The sequence below is a fragment of the Methylobacterium sp. 1030 genome, assembly GCF_040544715.1.
In the GTDB taxonomy this organism is placed as follows: Bacteria; Pseudomonadota; Alphaproteobacteria; order Rhizobiales; family Beijerinckiaceae; genus Methylobacterium.
Window position 1 is genome coordinate 127,321 of the sequence record NZ_JBEPKM010000005.1, and the last position, 16,956, is coordinate 144,276.

Here is a 16,956-nt window from a genome sequence, read left to right on the forward strand (position 1 = left end):
AGGGATGCCGCGCGCCCGGCCTTCGGTCCAGGATTTCCTGCAAAGTTTGGACTCGGTGGTGAAGAACGCGCCGGGATACGACTCGCAGTGCTTGTCTCAGCGCTGCCGGAGCGAGCGGTCCGCCGGGCCTGGCCGGCGTCAGATCCGAAGGGGACCGTCCACCGTGTGCGATCTGCATCGACCCTCTCTCTCCCGGCGCGGCCTGCTGGCCGCGGCCGCGGCCGGTACCGTGATGGGGGCTTCCGCCGGGATCCGGCGGGCCGAGGCGGCCCCCGACGGCGCGCGATCGAACGCCATCACGCCCGAGGCGGCCCTCACGCGGCTGCGCGACGGCAACGGCCGCTACGTCGCCAACACGTCGACGAACCGAGACTTCTCGGCCGGTCGCGCCGCGCGGGCCGCGGCGCAGTATCCGATCGCCTGTATCGTCGGCTGCGCCGATGCCCGGGTCGCCCCGGATTTCATCTTCGACCAGGGACCGGGCGATCTGTTCGTCGTCCGCGTCGCCGGCAACTTCGTCACCACCGACGGTCTCGCCAGCCTCGAATACGGCGTGTCGGTCCTGGGCGCGCCGCTGATCCTCGTCCTCGGCCATTCCGATTGCGGGGCCGTGAAGGCGACGATCGACGTCATGAAGACCAACGCGTCGCTCCCCGGTCATCTCCCCGTGCTGATCGAGGCGATTCGCCCGGCGGTGGATCTGGCCGAAAAGGCGCGTGCGCAGGATCCCCTGGCCGAGGCCGTCGCCCAGAATGTCCGGCACAGCGTCCGGCGCCTCGAGCAGGCCGGCCCCATCATCGCGGAGGCCGTCGCCGCCGAGCGGGTGAAGGTCGTGGGCGGCTTCTACGACATCGGCACCGGCCGGGTCGTGATCCTCTGACCGCGGTGCCCGATCCGTCCCGGCCTGCGGGCCGGCGCTTTGCCGAAGCTTGCCAATGACGGTGCAGCCTCGATAAAGCCCGCCGGCACGTCGAGACCGAACCCGCGAGACCGTCATGGCCAGCTACAAGCTCCTGCTCCTCCCCGGCGACGGGATCGGCCCGGAGGTCGCCGGCGGCATGCAGGTGGTGCTCGACACCCTCAAGGAGACCGGTCTCGCGACCTTCGAGACCGAGACCGACCTCGTCGGCGGCAGCGCCCTCGACGCGCACGGCGTCCCGCTCGCGGACGCGACCCTGCAGCGCGCGAGTGACGCGGACGCCATCCTGCTCGGCGCGGTCGGCGGACCGAAATGGGCCGGTGTCGCCTACGAGAACCGCCCCGAAGCCGGCCTGCTGCGCCTGCGCAAGGAGCTGGACCTCTTCGCCAACCTGCGGCCCGCGATCTGCTACCCGGCGCTGGCCGAGGCCTCGGCGCTGAAGCGCGAACTCGTCGAGGGGCTCGACATCATGATCGTCCGGGAGCTCACCGGCGGCGTCTATTTCGGCGAGCCGAAGGAGATCACCACGCTGGAGGACGGCTCCAAGCGGGCGGTCGACACCCAGGTCTACACGACGGCTGAGATCGAGCGGATCGCCCACGTGGCCTTCGACCTCGCGGGCAAGCGCTCGGGCCGGGTCGCCTCGGCCGAGAAGCACAACGTGATGAAGTCGGGCGTTCTCTGGAAGGAGGTCGTCACCAAGGTGCACGCCGCGCACTACGCCGACCTGCAGCTCGAGCACATCCTCGCCGACAACTGCGCCATGCAGCTGGTGCGCCGGCCCAAGCAGTTCGACGTGCTGGTGACCGACAACCTGTTCGGCGACGTGCTCTCCGACATCGCCGCCATGCTCACCGGCTCGCTGGGCATGCTGCCGTCGGCCTCCCTCGGCGCGGTCGACGCGAGCGGCCTGCGCCGCGCGCTCTACGAGCCGGTCCACGGCTCGGCGCCCGACATCGCCGGCCAGGACAAGGCCAACCCGATCGCCATGATCGGCTCGCTCGCCATGTGCCTGCGCTACTCCTTCGGCCTCGGCGACGCGGCCGACGCCCTCGACGGCGCCATCACCGACGCCCTCGCGGGCGGCGCGCGCACCGCCGACATCGCCGGCGAGGGCACGAACCCGATGGGCACGCGCGCCATGGCCAGCGCGGTGGCGGACGCGCTCCGCACCCGGGTCGGCTGAGACACGTCTTCGGCGCGTCGCAGCACCGGGGTCGGTCCCCAGCCGCGTGTTTCGACGCATGGCGGTCGGGCGCGACCTTCGCTATGACGCGCCCATCGAGGATTGGGAGCGTCATGAAGGCCGGAGACGGGGCGTCTGAGCGCGCGAGCGCGGATTTCGGCTTCGAGCGCGTGGCGCTCGACGAGAAGCAGGGGCGCGTCGACAGCGTCTTCCACTCGGTCGCCCGCCGCTACGACATCATGAACGACCTGATGTCGGCGGGCCTGCACCGGGCCTGGAAGGCGCAGCTCGTCTCGATGCTGCGGCCGCCGCAGAACCGCGCCTTCGCGCATCTCGACGTCGCCGGCGGCACCGGCGACGTGGCCTTCCGGGTGCTGGCCGCGGGCGGTCCGCGCACCCGCGTCACCGTACTCGACATCAACGAGTCGATGCTGCGGGTCGGCGCCGAGCGGGCACGGGAGCGCAAGGTCGACGAGGCCGGCGACCGGATCGCCTTCGTGACCGGCAACGCCGAGGCGCTGCCGCTGCCGGACGCGTCCTTCGACGCCTACACGATCGCCTTCGGCATCCGGAACGTGCCGCGGATCGAGACGGCGCTGGCCGAGGCGCGGCGGGTGCTGAAGCCCGGTGGGCGCTTCCTCTGCCTGGAATTCTCGGCCGTCGACATCCCGCTGCTCGACCGCATCTACGACGCCTACTCGTTCAACGTGATCCCGCGCATCGGCGCCCGGGTAGCCGGGGACGCCGAGTCCTACCGCTACCTCGTGGAGTCGATCCGGAAGTTCCCGACCCGCGGCGCCTTCGCGGGCATGATCGAGCGCGCGGGTTTCCGGCACGTCACCGACCGGGCGCTGACGGGCGGGATCGTGGCGATCCATTCGGGCTGGAAGGTCTCTTGACCGCCGCCGCGCGCGACGGGAGCCAGCACCGGTGATCAGCGCCGCCGTCAACTTGTTTCGCGGCGCGCGGGTCGGCTTCGTGCTGGCCCGCGAGGGCGCCCTCGCCCTCGTCGACCCCTCTGAGCTGCCCCCGCACCTGCGCCTCGCCCTGCGGATCGGCCGCTCCCTCGAGCGGCCCGGCCTCGACGACGGGGCGGCCCGGCTCTCTGCGGCGATGACGCGCCTCGGCCCGTCCTACGTGAAATTCGGCCAGTTCCTGGCGACGCGGCCCGACATCGTCGGCATGCGCGCGGCCTTCGACTTGGAGAAACTGCAGGACCGGGTGCCGCCCTTCCCGCAGGCGGTCGCGCTTCGCACCGTCGAGGCCGCCCTCGGCAAGCCCGTGAGCGCCCTGTTCGTGTCGTTCAGCGAGCCGATCGCCGCCGCCTCGATCGCGCAGGTCCACAAGGCGATCGTGCAGGATCCCGACGGCACGCAGCGCGCCCTCGCCGTGAAGGTGATGCGGCCTGGCGTCCGCGAGCGCTTCATGCGCGACCTCGAGGTCATGCGCTTCATGGCGCGGGTGGTGAACGCCCTGTCGCCGCAGGCGGAGCGGCTGCGCCCGCGCGAGGTGGTGGAGATCCTCGCGCGCTCGGTGCTGATGGAGATGGATTTCCGCCTTGAGGCGGCGGCCGCCTCCGAGCTCGCCGAGAACACCAAGGACGATCCGGACTTCCGTGTGCCGAGGCCGGAATGGGAGCTGACCGCCCGTGAGGTGTTGTCGGCCGAGTGGATCGAGGGGACCCGCCTGCACAGCGCCGCGGAGCTCGCCGCCCGGGGGCATGATCCGCAGATAATCGGCCGGACCGTCATCCAGAGCTTCCTGCGGCACGCGATCCGCGACGGCTTCTTCCACGCGGACATGCACCAGGGGAACCTGCTGGTCGATGCCGAGGGCCGGCTAGTCGCGGTCGATTTCGGCATCATGGGCCGCCTCGGCCCGAACGAGCGCCGGTTTCTCGCCGAGATCCTGCTGGGCTTCATCCTGCGGGATTACCGCCGGGTGGCGAAGGTCCATTTCGAGGCGGGCTACGTGCCGGCCCATCACTCCGTGGAGGATTTCGCGCAGGCGATCCGCGCCATCGGCGAGCCGATCCACCAGCGCCGGGCCGACGAGATCTCGATGGCCAAGGTCCTGACCCTGCTGTTCGACGTCACGGCCCTGTTCGACATGAGCACCCGCACCGAGCTGGTGATGCTCCAGAAGACCATGGTGGTGGTGGAGGGCGTCGCCCGCTCCCTCGACCCGCGCCTCGATATGTGGACCACGGCCGAGCCGGTCGTGCGCGCCTGGATCGCCCGCAACATGGGGCCGGTCGGCCGGGCGCAGAGCGGCCTGGACGCCCTCAAGGTCGTCTCCGACGTCGTCGGCGACATCCCGGACCTTGCCATACGGTTGAAGCGCGTGCTGGTCCGCCTCGACGAGGCCGGCACCGGCGATGCCCGCCGGCTGGAGCGCTTCGCCCGCAACGAACGCTACCGCGCGATCTGGTCGACGCTGGCCTTGTGGGGCATCGCCGTCGGCGCGCTGATACTGGCGTTCCGGGGTCTCTGACGCGGCACCATCCCCGATCCGGGACCGGGACCGCCGTGGTCCGCGGGCGCTCAGCCGGGCCCGGGTCCCTGGGCGGGCGCGTCCTCCGTCGCGGGGACCAGGGCACGCAGCTCGCGGGCCAGCTCCTTGAGCCCGGTCGAGCCCTTGGCGAGCACCCTGTCGGCCTGACCGGCCAGACGGCGCCGGTCCTCGGCCGTGATGTCCTTGGCGGTGAGCACTACCACCGGCACGTCGCGGCTGTCAGGCCGGGCCCGCAGCGCCCGCAGGAACGCGAATCCGTCCATCTCGGGCATCATCAGGTCGAGCAGGATGAGGGATGGGCGCTCCGTCTCCAGGGCTGCCAGAGCGCGCAGGCCGTTCTCGGCCTCGCGGACCGGGAAGCCCTCGCGCGCGAGATAGGCGCAGACGTGCTCGCGGACGTCGGCCTCGTCCTCGACGACGAGGATCGCGCCGTCACCCGAGGCGAGGCGGAAGCGGTCGACGATCTGGCGCAGGCTTCCCCAGTCGATCGGCTTCTGCAGGTAGTCGGTGGCGCCGAGGGAGAAGGCGAGGTTCTGCTCGTCCAGGACCGTCACCATCACGATCGGCGTCGCGCCGATCTCGGGATCGGCCCGGATGGCCCGCAGCACCGCCCATCCGTCCATCTGCGGCATGGTGACGTCGAGGAGAACGGCCCGCGGATGCAGGCTGCGAGCGAGATCGAGCCCGCGCCGCCCGTCCTCGGCGACCGTCACCGAGAAGCCCTCGCGCTCCAGGAAGCGCGCCAGCAGATCGCGGGTCGCGGCGTCGTCGTCGACCACCAGGATCGTCCCGCGGTCGCCGTCTCCCGATGCGGCCGGGTCCGCGTCCTCGGCCGCGGCGGCCTCGAAACGGTCCGGCAACGTCAGCGTGAAGGTGGTGCCCTGCCCCTCGCGGCTGTCCACGGTGATCGAGCCGCCCAGCATCTCGGCGAAGGCCCGGGTGATCGCGAGGCCGAGCCCGGTGCCGCCGAACCGGCGCGTCGTGGAGGCGTCGGCCTGGGTGAACCGCTCGAACAGCTTGCCGACCTGCTCCCGCGTCATGCCGATGCCGGTGTCGGTCACGCAGAAGCGCAGCGCACCGTCCGCCCGGGCGACCGCCAGGGTGATCCGGCCATCCTCGGTGAACTTCGCGGCATTGCTCAGGAGATTGATCAGGCACTGCCGCAGCTTGGTCACGTCGGTATGCGCGCTGCCCAGGCCTGGCTCCAGCTCCAGCGCCAGGGTGTTGCCCTTCTTGGCGACGAGACCCTCGACCGTGACCGCGACCTCCTGCACCACGGCGGCGACCTCGAAATCCTCCGCGTAGATCTCGACCCGGTCGGCCTCGATCTTCGAGATGTCGAGCACGTCGTTAATCAGGCCGAGGAGGTGGCGGGCGTTGGTCTCGATCTTCTTCATGTCGGTGACGAGATCGGCCTCGCCGATATCCTCCAACTCCTCCTGCACCATCTCGGAATAGCCGATCACCGCCGAGAGCGGGGTGCGCAGCTCGTGGCTCATATTGGCCAGGAACTGGCTCTTGGCCGCGTTGGCGGCCTCGGCCGCCGCGCGCGCCGCCTCGATCGCGGCCTCGGCCTCCTTGCGCTCGGTGATGTCCGTGTGGGTCCCGACCCACTCCCGCAGGGTGCCGTCGGGTTCGAGGATCGGGACGGCGCGCACGCTCATGTGCCGGTAGGTCCCGGAGGCGGCTCGGATCCGGTGCTCGGTGGCGTAGGGTTCCAGGCTGGTGACAGCGCGGGTCCACGCGGCGCGGGTATGCGCACGGTCCTCCGGGTGGACCGCGTCGAGGAAGCCGAGCCCCGCGTAGGCGGCCTCGTCCTGGCCGGTGAAGCGGGTCCAGGCCGTCTGGCGGCGATGGAGGCTCCCTTCCGGGTTGGCGGTCCAGACGATGGCGGCGCTCGCCTCGATCAGCGAGCGGAAGCGCTCCTCGCTCCGGCGCAGCCGGGCCTCCGCGAGGTGGCGGATGGTCTCGTCGACCACCACAAGGCCGACGCCCTCGACGCTCTGGTCGGCCGCCGCGCTCTCCTCGCCCCGGAGCGGATAGAAGCTCATCGAGAAATGCCGCACGCCGCCCGGCGCCGAGGGGGTCGGCACCGCCACCGGCACGTTCGGCGAGACCAGGCCTTCCGTCAGGGCCGCGGCCAGCTTCGGGGCCAGCTCCTCCCGCAGCGTCGGGAGCATGGCCCAGATCGGCGCGCCGAGATCGGCCCCGAAGCCGCGCTCGCTCATGGTGGCGAGCGCCCGGTTCATGTGCCTGATTTTCAGGTCACGGTCGAGGAAGCCGAGCCCCACCGGCGCGTTGGCCAGCACCCCGTCGAGGAGACGGGACATCCGCAGGGATTCCTGCCGTCGCACCAGGGCGAGGCGCGCCAGCAGCACGATCGCTCCGAGGGCCGCCGCCGCGGAGAGGAGGAACAGCAGGAGTTCGCGCCACGCTTCGTGCGCCTGGATGGTCGCGAGCTGCTCCAGGGTCGCGGCCTGCCGGGCCGCCGATTCGGCGCGGATCGCGTCCATCAGCTGCTTGCCCTCGCCGGTGCGGACGAGGTCGATGGCGGCGTCGAAGCCCCGGTTCCGCCGCGCCTCCACCACCCGGGCGGCGAAGTCGCGCTTCTGCGCGATCAGCCCGGCGAGCGACGGGCCGCCGGCTCGGACCGACTCCTGCGCGGCGGCGCCGAGGCCGGTCAGCTCCGTGTCGATCTTGGTGAGGGCGGTCGTGTAGGGACGGAGGTAATCCTCGCTGCCGACCAGCACGAAGCCGCGCTCCCCGGTCTCCAGGTCCTTGACCTCGGAGATCAGGCGCTCGATCCCGGCGATCGTCGCGTTCGCCCGGGCGGTCGCGGCCCGGTCGGTCTCGCCGGTCACGTAATTGGCCGTGCCGCTGCCCAGGGCGACGATCAGCAGGATGAAGGCGACGGGCGAGCCGAGGAGCCAGCCCAGCGGGCCGGCGCCGCGCCAATTGCGCCGGCGCAGGCCGAAGATCGATCCGGCACGCGACGGGGCGCTCACGTCTCCACCAGCCCGGTGGTGGCGCCCGACGCCTCGGAATCCGGCCGGCCGTGCGGCTGGCCGAGATATTCCCGCGACCGCATCTCGATGAGGCGCGAGACGGTCCGGTCGAACTCGAAGGCCTCGCGGCCGGTCCGGGCGGTGTAGAGGTCCTGCGCTTCGGCGGCCGCGGAGGCCACGAGCTTCACATGCCGGTCGTAGAGCGTGTCGACCAGCGTGATGAAGCGCTTGGCCTCGTTCCGCTCCGCCTCGCCCATCACCGGGATCCCGTCGAGGATCACCGTGTGGTAGGCGCGGGCGAGTGCCATGTAGTCGGAGGCGCCGAGGGGCTGGCGACAGAGATCGTCGAAGCCGAACCGGGCCACGCCGGTCGCCTGCTCGGGAACCGCCACGGCCCGGCCGTGGACCGTGACCGTCGCTGGGAGGCCGCGAGCCTTGCCGGTCAGGGCCTTGAAGGCGGCGTCGAGGGCCGCGCGCGCCGCCGCGTCGGCGGGGACATGGTAGACCGCCGCGCCGCCGAGCTTCTCCAGCCGGAAATCCGTCCGGGAGTCGAGGCGGACGACGGTCACGCGTTCCTGGAGGTTCGCCACGAAGGGCAGGAACAGCGCCCGGTTGAGGCCGCCCTCGTAGAGTCGGTCGGGCTCGACGTTCGAGGTCGCGACGACGGTGACGCCGCGCCGGAACAGGTGGTTGAACAGGCGACCCAGGATCATCGCGTCGGCGATGTCGGTGACAGTGAACTCGTCGAAGCACAGCAGGGTCGCCTCGTCGGCCAGCTGGTCGGCCACCGGTCCGATCGGGTCGTCGCCCTTGACGGTGCCGGCCTTCAGCGCCTGACGGTAGGCGTGGATCCGCTCGTGCGCGTCGGCCAGGAAACCGTGGAAATGGACGCGCCGCTTCGGCTCCGGCGCCGCCTCGTGGAAGAGGTCCATCAGCATGGTCTTCCCGCGGCCGACCGAGCCCCAGATGTACAGGCCCTTGATCGCCTCGGCCTCGTCCTTGCGACGGAACAGCCACCCCAGGGCGCTCGTCTTGCTGGCCCGCTTGCGGCGCTGGAGGTCGACGACCAGCCGGTCGAGGGCGCGCACGAGGTGCGCCTGGGCGGGATCGCGCTCGATGGCGCCGGTGGCGACCAGCGCCTCGTAGCGCTCGTGGACCGGGCCTGGCGAGACCGCACCGGCGAGCGCCGCCGGCGACGAAGCTATGGGCTTGCCGGATCTGTCGTTCACGCCGCCGGTTCCTCGCTGCTGATCGCGGTACCGGTTCGGCACCCCCTGCACCCGCGTCGGCGGTCAACGACCCGGGGCCTGTTCCAGTGCCGCGCAAGCTCGGCCTGAATCAAGCCCGCGGCCGAACAGCCGCGGGCAAGCGTCCCATTGAGGCGTCCCATCGAAGCCTCGCATCGGTCCCACGCATGGCAGGCCCGCGGCCGGCCGGCCCCGCACTCTGCTGCATTGCACAATGAATACGGGGATGCGACATCCCGGCGGTCTCTTGGGAGGAGCGTCCGGATCACTCCGCGCGGCAGCGCGCACGAACCGGAGCTTCATCATGGCGGTACAAGCCCTCGATGGGCCGACCCACACCATCCGGCGTCTCTGGCCGGCGGACCGCGCTGCGGTCCTCGACTATTTCCTGCGGCTGGATCCGGAGACCCGGGCGAGCCGCTTCATGGGCAATGTCAGCGAGGCCGGAGTCCGGGCCTACGCCGCGCAGGCGCTGACCGCGGAGGGCGTGATGTACGGCGCCTTCGTGGGCGGCGTGTTGCGCGGTCTCGCCGAGTTGCGGCCGATGGGGCCGGGCGCGTCCCGCTACGCCCTGGGGCCGCACGCTGAGGCGGCCTTCGCGGTCGAGCAGACCTTCCGCCGGAAGGGGATCGGGGCCGCCCTGTTCGCCCGGATCGCCCGCGCGGCGCGGCATCGCGGCGTCAAGGATCTCCACGTCCGCTGCCTGTCGGGAAACGGGCCCATGCTGCGGCTCGCGGCCAAGCACGGGGCGGCCCTCCAGCACGAGGGGCGCGAGACCGAGGGCGCCCTGCACCTCGCGCGTCCGACGCCGTTCTCGCTCTGGTACGAGGGGATCGCGGAGGCGTTCGACTTCACCCTGGCGGCGGGCTTCCCGGAGCGGGTGCAGGCCGGGCGCTGAAGGCAGGCTTCAGCCGGCGATGTCGCCGACGAGGGCGAAGGTCAGGAGATCCACGGACGTCGCCCCGCCGCGCAGGAGCGCGCGGGCGGCGGCGTTGCCGGTGGCGCCGGTGGTCATGACGTCGTCCACGAGAAGGACCCGGCGCCCGCGGACGCGGTGCTGCTCGGCGGAAGCGACCCGGAAGGCGCCGCTCAGGTTCTCGGCCCGCGCCGCGCGGCTCAGGCCGACCTGGGATCGCGTGGCGCGCACGCGCACCAGGGCCGTGGCGACGCACGGCCGCCCTGCCGCATCCGCGATCGCCCGCGCCAGCAGGGCGGACTGGTTGAAGCGCCGCCGCCACAGGCGTCCGCGATGGAGCGGTACCGGCACGAGGCACTCGGCCTCGGCGATCAGAGTCCGGCCGCTCGCGGCCATCATCCGGGCCATCACGCCGGCGAGATCGAGCCGGTCCTCGTATTTCAGGCGATGGACGAGCCGCCGCGCCACGGAATCGTAGAGGGCGACCGCCCGGGCGCGGCCGAAGACCGGCGGTTCCGCGATGGCCCGGGGCGACACCAGCGGGCCGACCCCGAGGTCGACCGCGAAGGGTGTACCGTAGCGCTGGCACACCGGTTCCTCGATCAGGCGCAGGCTCGACCAGCAGGACGGACAGAGGGCGCCCGGGTCGGCGGTGGCGCCGCCGCAGCCCGCGCAGGTGGGCGGGTAGATCAGGGAGACGACCCCGCGCGGCAGACCGCGCAGGGCCGTGGCGACGGCCTGGAAGGCCGTCATGCGCGCGACGCGCTCCCGCAGAGCTGGCTTACTGGGCCGAGACGGGGCGCGCCTGCGGCGCCATCTGCTGCCGCTCGACCTGACGGTCGCGCGCGTTGGCGCGGTGGCGGCCGATGGCGCAGCCGGCCGCGGCACCGACGAGGCCGTGATGGCCGGCGTAGTGACCCGCGATGCCGCCGACGATGGCGCCCTTGATGCAGCCCTTCGCCTCGGCGCCGCCCGCGGCGGCCAGGGTGGTGAGGGCCACGGCGGCCCCGACGAGCATGCGCTTCATGATGTGTGCTCCCTGAGGAATCTCGGCCGTTGGGCCGGTTGCAGCAGGAACAGCGACGCTCCCGAGTCGTTCCAGCATCCTAGCGCAGCTCACGAGACCGTGCGCGGCGACGGTGGCGCGACGCGACCGCAGATGCCATCTGCCCCCCGATGGATGCTCCCGCCGCCCTGTTCGACACGCGCCTCGCCCGCCGCCGCCTCGCCCGTGCCGGGCGCCTCGGCTACCCGGGCTTCCTCCTCGACCGCCTCGCCGAGGATCTCGACGACCGGCTCGGCGCCGTCCTGCGCAGCTTCGTCTCTGTTCTCGACCTCGCCACGCCGCGTCCCGTGGCGACCCGGCTGCTCGCCGCCCGCTATCCGGCGGCGCGGCATGTCCGCCTCGCGGCCCTGCCAGAGCCGGGCGGCGACCTGATCGTCGGAGATCCCGAAGCGCTGCCGCTGGCGACCGGGAGCCTGGACCTCGCCGTGTCGCTGCTGGCCCTCCACGCCGTGAACGACCTCCCCGGCACGCTGATCCAGCTGCGCCGCGCCCTCCGTCCGGATGGGCTGTTCGTCGGCTGCCTGCTCGGCGGCGCGACGCTGACGGAGCTGCGCCAGAGCTTCGCCCAGGCCGAGAGCGAGGTCGAGGGTGGGGTCAGCCCCCGCGTGGCGCCCTTCGCGGCGGTGCGCGAGGCCGGCGGCCTGCTGCAGCGGGCGGGCTTCGCGCTGCCGGTGGCCGATACCGACACGCTGACGGTCCGCTACGCCGACCCGTTCGGCCTGATGCGCGACCTGCGGGCCATGGGCATGACCAACGTGCTCACCGAGCGGCGGCGGACTCCGCTGCGGCGGGCGACGTTGCTGCGCATGGCCGAGATCTACGCCGAGCGGTTCTCGGACCCGGACGGTCGCGTGCGGGCGACCTTCGAGGTGCTGTGGCTCTCGGGCTGGGTGCCGCACGAGACCCAGCAGAAGCCCCTGCGGCCCGGGACCGCGAAGACGCGCCTCGCCGACGCGCTCGGGACCGTCGAGTTGAAGCCCGAGGGAGGGAACACGCCATGAAGCTGCCCGGACCGGACCACCCGATCACCGTCGAGCCCGAGTCCCGCCGCGTCCGCGTCGTCGTGGCGGGCGCCGCGGTCGCCGAGACCCGGAACGCCCTGCGGCTGCAGGAGGCTCGGTACCCACCGGTCTTCTACGTGCCGCGAAGCGACATCCGCGCCGATTGTTTCGTCGCCTCGGCGCGGACGAGCCACTGCCCGTACAAGGGCGACGCCCACTATTTCGACCTCGTCGTCGACGGCGATCGGCGCCCCGACGCGGTCTGGAGCTACGGCGACCCGTACCCGGCCGTCGCGGCAATCCGCGACCACGTGGCTTTCTACCCGGACCGGGTCGACGCCATCGTGCTGGAGGACTGAGCCGGCCGCGCATCCGGTTCAGTCGCGCACGAGGCTCCAGAACCCGTGCTTGCGGCCGTGCGCCCGCCGCAGAGCAGCGCGGTAGGCCTGCGGATCCGGATCGACGTCGCCGGTCGCGAGGCGCCCCGCCAGGGCGTCGAGCTCCGCGAGGTAGCGCGCGCCGTGCGGGTAGGCGGCGCTGCGGCCGGTCTCGAGGATCGAGTTGAGGAGCCGGCGATACAGGATCGTCGCGGCCCGGGGGTGATCCTGCGCCAGCGCCTCGGCGACCGGCGCCAGCACCGCGTACTGGTCGCCCTGCCAGGTCTCAGGCCGCGCGACGACCAGCGCGGCCGCACGGCGCAGATCCGGCCAGGCCGCCAGGAAGGCGAGCGCCCGGTGCGGCTGCGGGAAGGCCTCGGCGTGGTCGAGGGCGCGCCGTAGCGCCTCCTCGTCCTCGAAATCCGGAAGCTTGGCGAGGAAGGTGCGCAGCATCGCCGCGTCGAGTTCGCGCTCGAACCGCCCCCAGCGCAGGGCCTGCGCCTCATCGCCCCGGCCGAGCGCGTCGAGGATCTCGATCTCCAGCGCCTGCCGTTCCCGCTCGGGTCCGCGCAGGTCGAAGCCGGCGATCAGGTCGGCCCGGGTGGCGATGCGCAGACCCGGATCCTGCATGCGTCGGATCCAGTCCAGCGCCTCGGCGGCGCGCCCCGCGCCGAGGAGCCGCCGGGCAATCGCGACGCGGTTCTCCCGCCCCGGCAAGGTCGCCCGCTCCAGGGCGATGAAGGTGTCGGTGTCGCCGCGCCGGTCGGCGACGGCCTGGCGCAGGCGCAGGATCTGGATCCGGGCCGCCTGCCGGTGGTGGGTCGCGTCGCGGCGGGGATCCCCGCCCTGCGGCAGGGCCGCCTCGGCGGCGGCGAGCCGGTCGTCGATCTCCGCGAGGGATGGCTCGGGCAGCGCCGGGATCATCTCGCCGAGGACGGTTCCGAGTGGGCCGAACGGATCCGCCGCGAACGGCTCGACGAGGCGCGCCGCTACCCGGGCAGCGTCCTCTGGCGGCAGGGCGCCGGCGATCTCCACGAACGCCGCGGCGGCGCGGTCGAACACGCCCTGCACGGCGCCGGTGCTGTCGTCGACGCGGTTCAGGACCGCGTCGGCGCCGTCGAGGAAGCGGCGGAGCCGGTCGAGCGCGGCCCCCGGATCGAGGGGCCGCAGCTCGTTGAGGATCACCGTCACGGTGGTGTTGAGGTCGGCCGCGAAGGTCCGGCGCTTCTGCCAGTCGATGTAGCCCTGGGCGCCCTCGAGGGCCGTCAGCCGCCGGTCGACGATCGCCGCGACGGCCTCGGGGCCCTGGAGCGAGGCGAGCGCGGCGCTCACCAGCTTCTTGAAGGCCGGGTTGCGCCCGGTCTCGCCGAGGATCAGCGCGATCAGCCGGTCCGGGCCGAGCGACGCCAGCGTCTCCGGCGACGGGGTCGTGCGGCGTGCGCCCTTCGGCAGGGCGGGCGCCCTGCGACCGGTCGGCGCCGCGGCCGGGGTTACGCGCCGCGCACGCGCCACGAGATTTCCCGCCGTTGCGGACGATCGCGCATGTCCGTCCCGTCCGCCGCGGCTACTCCACGACCCGGGCGCGGGGCCGGTCGCTGCCCTGCGCCGTCTCGTCGTGCCAGCCGCCGGCCTGATCCTGGTAGCGGATCCCCTCGGTCGACCCGGGGACCTGCTGCTCCGCCGCCGCGGCCTGCGCCGCCTGCAGCGCCTCCTCGCGGCTCGGGAACGTCTCGGAGAACACGTCGCCGACCTTGTAGGCGAAGCCGCCGTCGTGCTCGACGATGCGATAGGTTACCTCGGACATCACGCCTCCTGTACGCGCCCTCATCGTTGACCGCGAACCCGCCGGACGCGCCGGGGTTCCAGGCGACGGTGCCTCGGCCTCCGATCCGCCGGAAAGTGGCCCTAACCCGGCACGGTCCCGGCACGCAGACGACGACGATGCAGCTACGCCCGATCCTCGCCCTCGCCCTTCTCCTGGTCGCCCGACCCGCGAGCGCCGAAGAGGGCTTCCTCGATAAGCTGTTCGGCGGCTCCGGGCGCGGGGCGCCGCCGAACCCCTTCGCGTCGAACTATCCCTCGGCGCCGCCGACCGCGGAGGAGGCGCGCGCCGCCCGGGAGCGGCGCTCGGTCCGCGGCGAGCGCGGTTCGCCGGCCGGTCCCCTGCCCCCGGGGCGCATCCCGGAGGAGTGAGGCGCCTCAGGCGTCCCCGACGACGCCGGCCTCGTCCTGCGCCTGCAGCACGTCCGGGCGCGGCATCGAGATGATGTTGTAGCCGGCATCGACGAAGTGGACCTCGCCGGTGACGCCGCCCGAGAGCGGCGACAGCAGGTAGAGGGCCGAACCGCCGACATCCTCCAGGCTGACCGTGCGCCGCAGCGGCGCGTGCGCCCGCTGGTGGTTGAACATCAGCCGCGCGTCGGCGATCCCGGCGCCCGCCAGCGTCCGCATCGGGCCGGCGGAGAGCGCGTTCACCCGGATCCCGTCCGGGCCCAGGTCGCTCGCTAGGTAGCGCACCGAGGCCTCGAGCGCCGCCTTGGCGACGCCCATGACGTTGTAGTTCGGCATGACCCGGGTCGCGCCGCCGTAGGTCAGGGTCAGCAGCGAGCCGCCCTGGTTCATCCGCTTGGCCGCGCGCTGCGCGATCTCGGTGAACGAGAAGCACGAGATCGTCATCGTGCGCACGAAATTCTCGCGCGTCGTCACGTCGACGTAGCGGCCCTTGAGCTGCGCCTTGTCAGAGAAGCCGATGGCGTGGACCACGAAGTCTAGGCCACCATCGAATCGGGCGTCCAGGGCCTCGAAGGTCGCGTCGACCGAGGCCAGATCCTCGACGTCGCAGGGCAGAACGATGTCCGAATCGAGCTTGGCGGCGAGGGGCGCCACCCGGCGGCCCAGGGCCTCGCCCTGGTACGTGAAGGCCAGTCGCGCGCCCTGGGCGTGCAGCGCCTTGGCGATCCCCCAGGCGATCGAGTGATCGTTCGCGACGCCCATGATCAGGCCGCGCTTGCCCGCCATCAAACCCGTCATGCCGACTCACATCCTGACCGACCACGCCGGACCCGCGAAGCGGGTCCCGACCGCGGTCGCGACCAGCGAACCGCGGCAGGCTGCCTTAACGCGGCTCGCGCCGCGATCCAAACGCGACACCGGCAGACGGCGGGCAAAAAAAAGCCCCGCCGACGGGCGGGGCGTTTGTGGCGTGGTAGGCCGGGCTCAGAAATGCCCGTCCGTGTGGGAATCGGCTTCTTCCAGCGCGACCTGCTTCGCGTAGATCGCCGCGACACCGGCGATCATGAGGCCGCCCAAGGTTCCGAAGATGAAAGTCCCCATCACCACCACCAGATCTCAACAGCGGGTAAACGCCGGCCCGCGGCCGGCGGTTCCGCGCCGGGCAATCAGGCGTCGACGTGCTTCAGGACCAGGGTGGCGTTGGTGCCGCCGAAGCCGAAGGAATTGGTCAGCACGTGGCCGAGCTGCGCGTTGTCCCGGCGCTGCTGCAGGATCGGCATGTCCGCGAAGGCCGGGTCGAGCGTGTCGATGTGCGCGCTCTCGCAGATGAAGCCGTTGTTCATCATCAGCAGGCTGTAGATCGCCTCCTGCACGCCGGTGGCGCCCAGGGAATGGCCGGTCAGCGACTTGGTGGCCGAGATCGGCGGGCAATCCTCGCCGCGGCCGAACACCTCGCGGATCGCCTCGATCTCCTTGTCGTCGCCGACCGGGGTCGAGGTGGCGTGCGGGTTGATGTAGTCGATCCGCGCGCCCTTCAGCCCGTCCAGCGCCTGGCGCATGCAGCGCACGGCGCCCTCGCCCGACGGCGCGACCATGTCGTGGCCGTCCGAGGTGGCGCCGTAGCCCGCGACCTCGCCGTAGATCCGGGCGCCGCGCGCCTTGGCGTGCTCCAGCTCCTCGAGGACCAGCACGCCGGCGCCGCCCGCGATGACGAAGCCGTCGCGGTTGGCGTCGTAGGCGCGGGAGGCACGGGACGGCGTGTCGTTGTACTTCGACGACATGGCGCCCATGGCGTCGAACAGCACCGAGAGCGTCCAGTCGAGATCCTCGCAGCCGCCCGCGAAGATGATGTCCTGCCGGCCGCCCTGGATGATCTCGGCGGCGTTGCCGATGCAGTGATTCGAGGTCGCGCAGGCGGAGGAGATCGAGTAGTTCACGCCGCGGATCTTGAACCACGTCGCGAGCGTCGCCGAGGCGGTCGACGACATCGCCTTCGGCACGGCGAACGGGCCGATGCGCTTGGGACCCTTATCCCGCGCGATGCCGGCGGCCTCGACGATCACGCGGGTCGAGGGACCGCCCGAGCCCATGATGATGCCGGTGCGCTCGTTCGAGATGTCGCCCTGATCCAGGCCGGCATCCTGGATCGCCTGATCCATGGCGACGTGGTTCCAGGCGGTCCCGCCGCCGTGGAAGCGCATCGCGCGCCGGTCCACCACGCCTTCGGGATCGAGGGTGGGCGCGCCGGAGACCTGGCTGCGGAAGCCGTGCTCGGCGTAGCTGGCGTCGCGCGCGATGCCCGAGCGGGCCTCGCGCAGGGAGGCGAGCACCTCCTGCGTGTTGTTGCCGATGGACGAGACGATGCCCATCCCGGTGATGACGACACGGCGCATGATGGTGACACTACCTCCGTCGCGGTCCCGGTCGCCCGGGCCGCGTCACGGTCAGCTAAGGTGACGCGGACACAATCTCAACCGCCGAGACCGTCCGGCG

The 16,956-nt window shown here is 72.2% G+C and carries 16 protein-coding genes; 8 read left to right on the forward strand and 8 right to left on the reverse strand.

The window, feature by feature from the left end:
* The first annotated feature begins 163 nt into the window (after positions 1-163).
* From ABIC30_RS08640 to ubiB, 4 genes are all read left to right on the forward strand, one after another.
* Positions 164-880, forward strand: a complete 717-nt coding sequence (locus ABIC30_RS08640; protein WP_020092134.1) for a carbonic anhydrase — start codon at positions 164-166, stop codon at positions 878-880.
* Positions 881-995: 115 nt separating this feature from the next.
* Complete coding sequence (gene leuB / locus ABIC30_RS08645) at positions 996-2,105, forward strand: 3-isopropylmalate dehydrogenase (RefSeq protein WP_020092133.1); 1,110 nt, start codon at positions 996-998, stop codon at positions 2,103-2,105.
* 113 nt (positions 2,106-2,218) lie between these two features.
* Positions 2,219-3,004, forward strand: a complete 786-nt coding sequence (gene ubiE / locus ABIC30_RS08650) for a bifunctional demethylmenaquinone methyltransferase/2-methoxy-6-polyprenyl-1,4-benzoquinol methylase UbiE (protein WP_020092132.1) — start codon at positions 2,219-2,221, stop codon at positions 3,002-3,004.
* Between the two features lie 31 nt (positions 3,005-3,035).
* A complete protein-coding gene (gene ubiB / locus ABIC30_RS08655; protein WP_020092131.1) occupies positions 3,036-4,598 on the forward strand; it encodes a 2-polyprenylphenol 6-hydroxylase in 1,563 nt (520 codons plus the stop codon).
* Positions 4,599-4,648: 50 nt separating this feature from the next.
* Here ubiB and ABIC30_RS08660 read toward each other — a convergent pair whose 3' ends face one another.
* Entirely contained in the window at positions 4,649-7,624 is a 2,976-nt protein-coding gene (locus ABIC30_RS08660) for a response regulator (RefSeq protein ID WP_020092130.1), read from the reverse strand.
* Positions 7,621-8,853, reverse strand: coding sequence for a cell division protein ZapE (zapE, locus tag ABIC30_RS08665; protein ID WP_020092129.1), 1,233 nt, complete (start codon positions 8,851-8,853; stop codon positions 7,621-7,623). Before zapE ends, ABIC30_RS08660 begins: the two co-directional genes overlap by 4 nt.
* 322 nt (positions 8,854-9,175) lie before the next feature.
* Between zapE and ABIC30_RS08670 the strand changes: the two genes are divergently transcribed.
* Complete coding sequence (locus ABIC30_RS08670; RefSeq protein WP_020092128.1) at positions 9,176-9,769, forward strand: GNAT family N-acetyltransferase; 594 nt, start codon at positions 9,176-9,178, stop codon at positions 9,767-9,769.
* 9 nt (positions 9,770-9,778) lie between these two features.
* Here the strand turns inward: ABIC30_RS08670 and ABIC30_RS08675 are convergent, their stop codons facing one another.
* Positions 9,779-10,540 carry a ComF family protein gene (locus ABIC30_RS08675; protein WP_020092127.1) on the reverse strand — a complete coding sequence of 254 codons (762 nt, stop codon included), beginning with the start codon at positions 10,538-10,540 and terminating at the stop codon, positions 9,779-9,781.
* Between the two features lie 28 nt (positions 10,541-10,568).
* Positions 10,569-10,814: a hypothetical protein gene (locus ABIC30_RS08680; protein ID WP_020092126.1), complete on the reverse strand. Its 246-nt coding sequence runs from the start codon at positions 10,812-10,814 to the stop codon at positions 10,569-10,571.
* A gap of 149 nt (positions 10,815-10,963) precedes the next feature.
* Here ABIC30_RS08680 and ABIC30_RS08685 point away from each other — a divergent pair, with 149 nt between their 5' ends.
* Both ABIC30_RS08685 and ABIC30_RS08690 read left to right on the forward strand, forming a co-directional pair.
* On the forward strand, positions 10,964-11,854 hold the full coding sequence (locus ABIC30_RS08685; protein WP_020092125.1) for a methyltransferase domain-containing protein: 891 nt from the start codon (positions 10,964-10,966) through the stop codon (positions 11,852-11,854).
* Positions 11,851-12,213 carry a DUF427 domain-containing protein gene (locus ABIC30_RS08690; RefSeq protein WP_020092124.1) on the forward strand — a complete coding sequence of 121 codons (363 nt, stop codon included), beginning with the start codon at positions 11,851-11,853 and terminating at the stop codon, positions 12,211-12,213. The genes ABIC30_RS08685 and ABIC30_RS08690 overlap by 4 nt, the downstream gene beginning before the upstream one ends.
* Positions 12,214-12,231: 18 nt before the next feature.
* On the opposite strand, the gene ABIC30_RS08695 is transcribed toward ABIC30_RS08690, so the two are convergent.
* Positions 12,232-13,743, reverse strand: coding sequence for a DUF6880 family protein (locus tag ABIC30_RS08695; protein WP_020092123.1), 1,512 nt, complete (start codon positions 13,741-13,743; stop codon positions 12,232-12,234).
* 52 nt (positions 13,744-13,795) lie between these two features.
* On the reverse strand, positions 13,796-14,035 hold the full coding sequence (locus tag ABIC30_RS08700) for a hypothetical protein (RefSeq protein ID WP_020092122.1): 240 nt from the start codon (positions 14,033-14,035) through the stop codon (positions 13,796-13,798).
* A gap of 137 nt (positions 14,036-14,172) precedes the next feature.
* Between ABIC30_RS08700 and ABIC30_RS08705 the strand changes: the two genes are divergently transcribed.
* Positions 14,173-14,424, forward strand: a complete 252-nt coding sequence (locus tag ABIC30_RS08705; protein WP_042672450.1) for a hypothetical protein — start codon at positions 14,173-14,175, stop codon at positions 14,422-14,424.
* A gap of 6 nt (positions 14,425-14,430) precedes the next feature.
* Here ABIC30_RS08705 and fabI read toward each other — a convergent pair whose 3' ends face one another.
* A complete protein-coding gene (gene fabI, locus ABIC30_RS08710; RefSeq protein ID WP_091926719.1) occupies positions 14,431-15,261 on the reverse strand; it encodes an enoyl-ACP reductase FabI in 831 nt (276 codons plus the stop codon).
* A 368-nt stretch (positions 15,262-15,629) separates the two neighbouring features.
* Positions 15,630-16,856: a beta-ketoacyl-ACP synthase I gene (gene fabB / locus ABIC30_RS08715; RefSeq protein WP_056528916.1), complete on the reverse strand. Its 1,227-nt coding sequence runs from the start codon at positions 16,854-16,856 to the stop codon at positions 15,630-15,632.
* Positions 16,857-16,956 lie beyond the last annotated feature (100 nt).

Coding starts and splice junctions, on each gene's coding strand:
- leuB (WP_020092133.1), top strand. CDS start 996: ATGGCCAGCTACAAGCTCCTGCTCCTCCCCGGCGACGGGATCGGCCCG.
- ubiE (WP_020092132.1), top strand. CDS start 2,219: ATGAAGGCCGGAGACGGGGCGTCTGAGCGCGCGAGCGCGGATTTCGGC.
- ABIC30_RS08670 (WP_020092128.1), top strand. CDS start 9,176: ATGGCGGTACAAGCCCTCGATGGGCCGACCCACACCATCCGGCGTCTC.
- ABIC30_RS08675 (WP_020092127.1), bottom strand. CDS start 10,540: ATGACGGCCTTCCAGGCCGTCGCCACGGCCCTGCGCGGTCTGCCGCGC.
- ABIC30_RS08680 (WP_020092126.1), bottom strand. CDS start 10,814: ATGAAGCGCATGCTCGTCGGGGCCGCCGTGGCCCTCACCACCCTGGCC.
- ABIC30_RS08685 (WP_020092125.1), top strand. CDS start 10,964: ATGGATGCTCCCGCCGCCCTGTTCGACACGCGCCTCGCCCGCCGCCGC.
- ABIC30_RS08690 (WP_020092124.1), top strand. CDS start 11,851: ATGAAGCTGCCCGGACCGGACCACCCGATCACCGTCGAGCCCGAGTCC.
- ABIC30_RS08700 (WP_020092122.1), bottom strand. CDS start 14,035: ATGTCCGAGGTAACCTATCGCATCGTCGAGCACGACGGCGGCTTCGCC.
- ABIC30_RS08705 (WP_042672450.1), top strand. CDS start 14,173: ATGCAGCTACGCCCGATCCTCGCCCTCGCCCTTCTCCTGGTCGCCCGA.
- fabI (WP_091926719.1), bottom strand. CDS start 15,261: ATGACGGGTTTGATGGCGGGCAAGCGCGGCCTGATCATGGGCGTCGCG.
- fabB (WP_056528916.1), bottom strand. CDS start 16,856: ATGCGCCGTGTCGTCATCACCGGGATGGGCATCGTCTCGTCCATCGGC.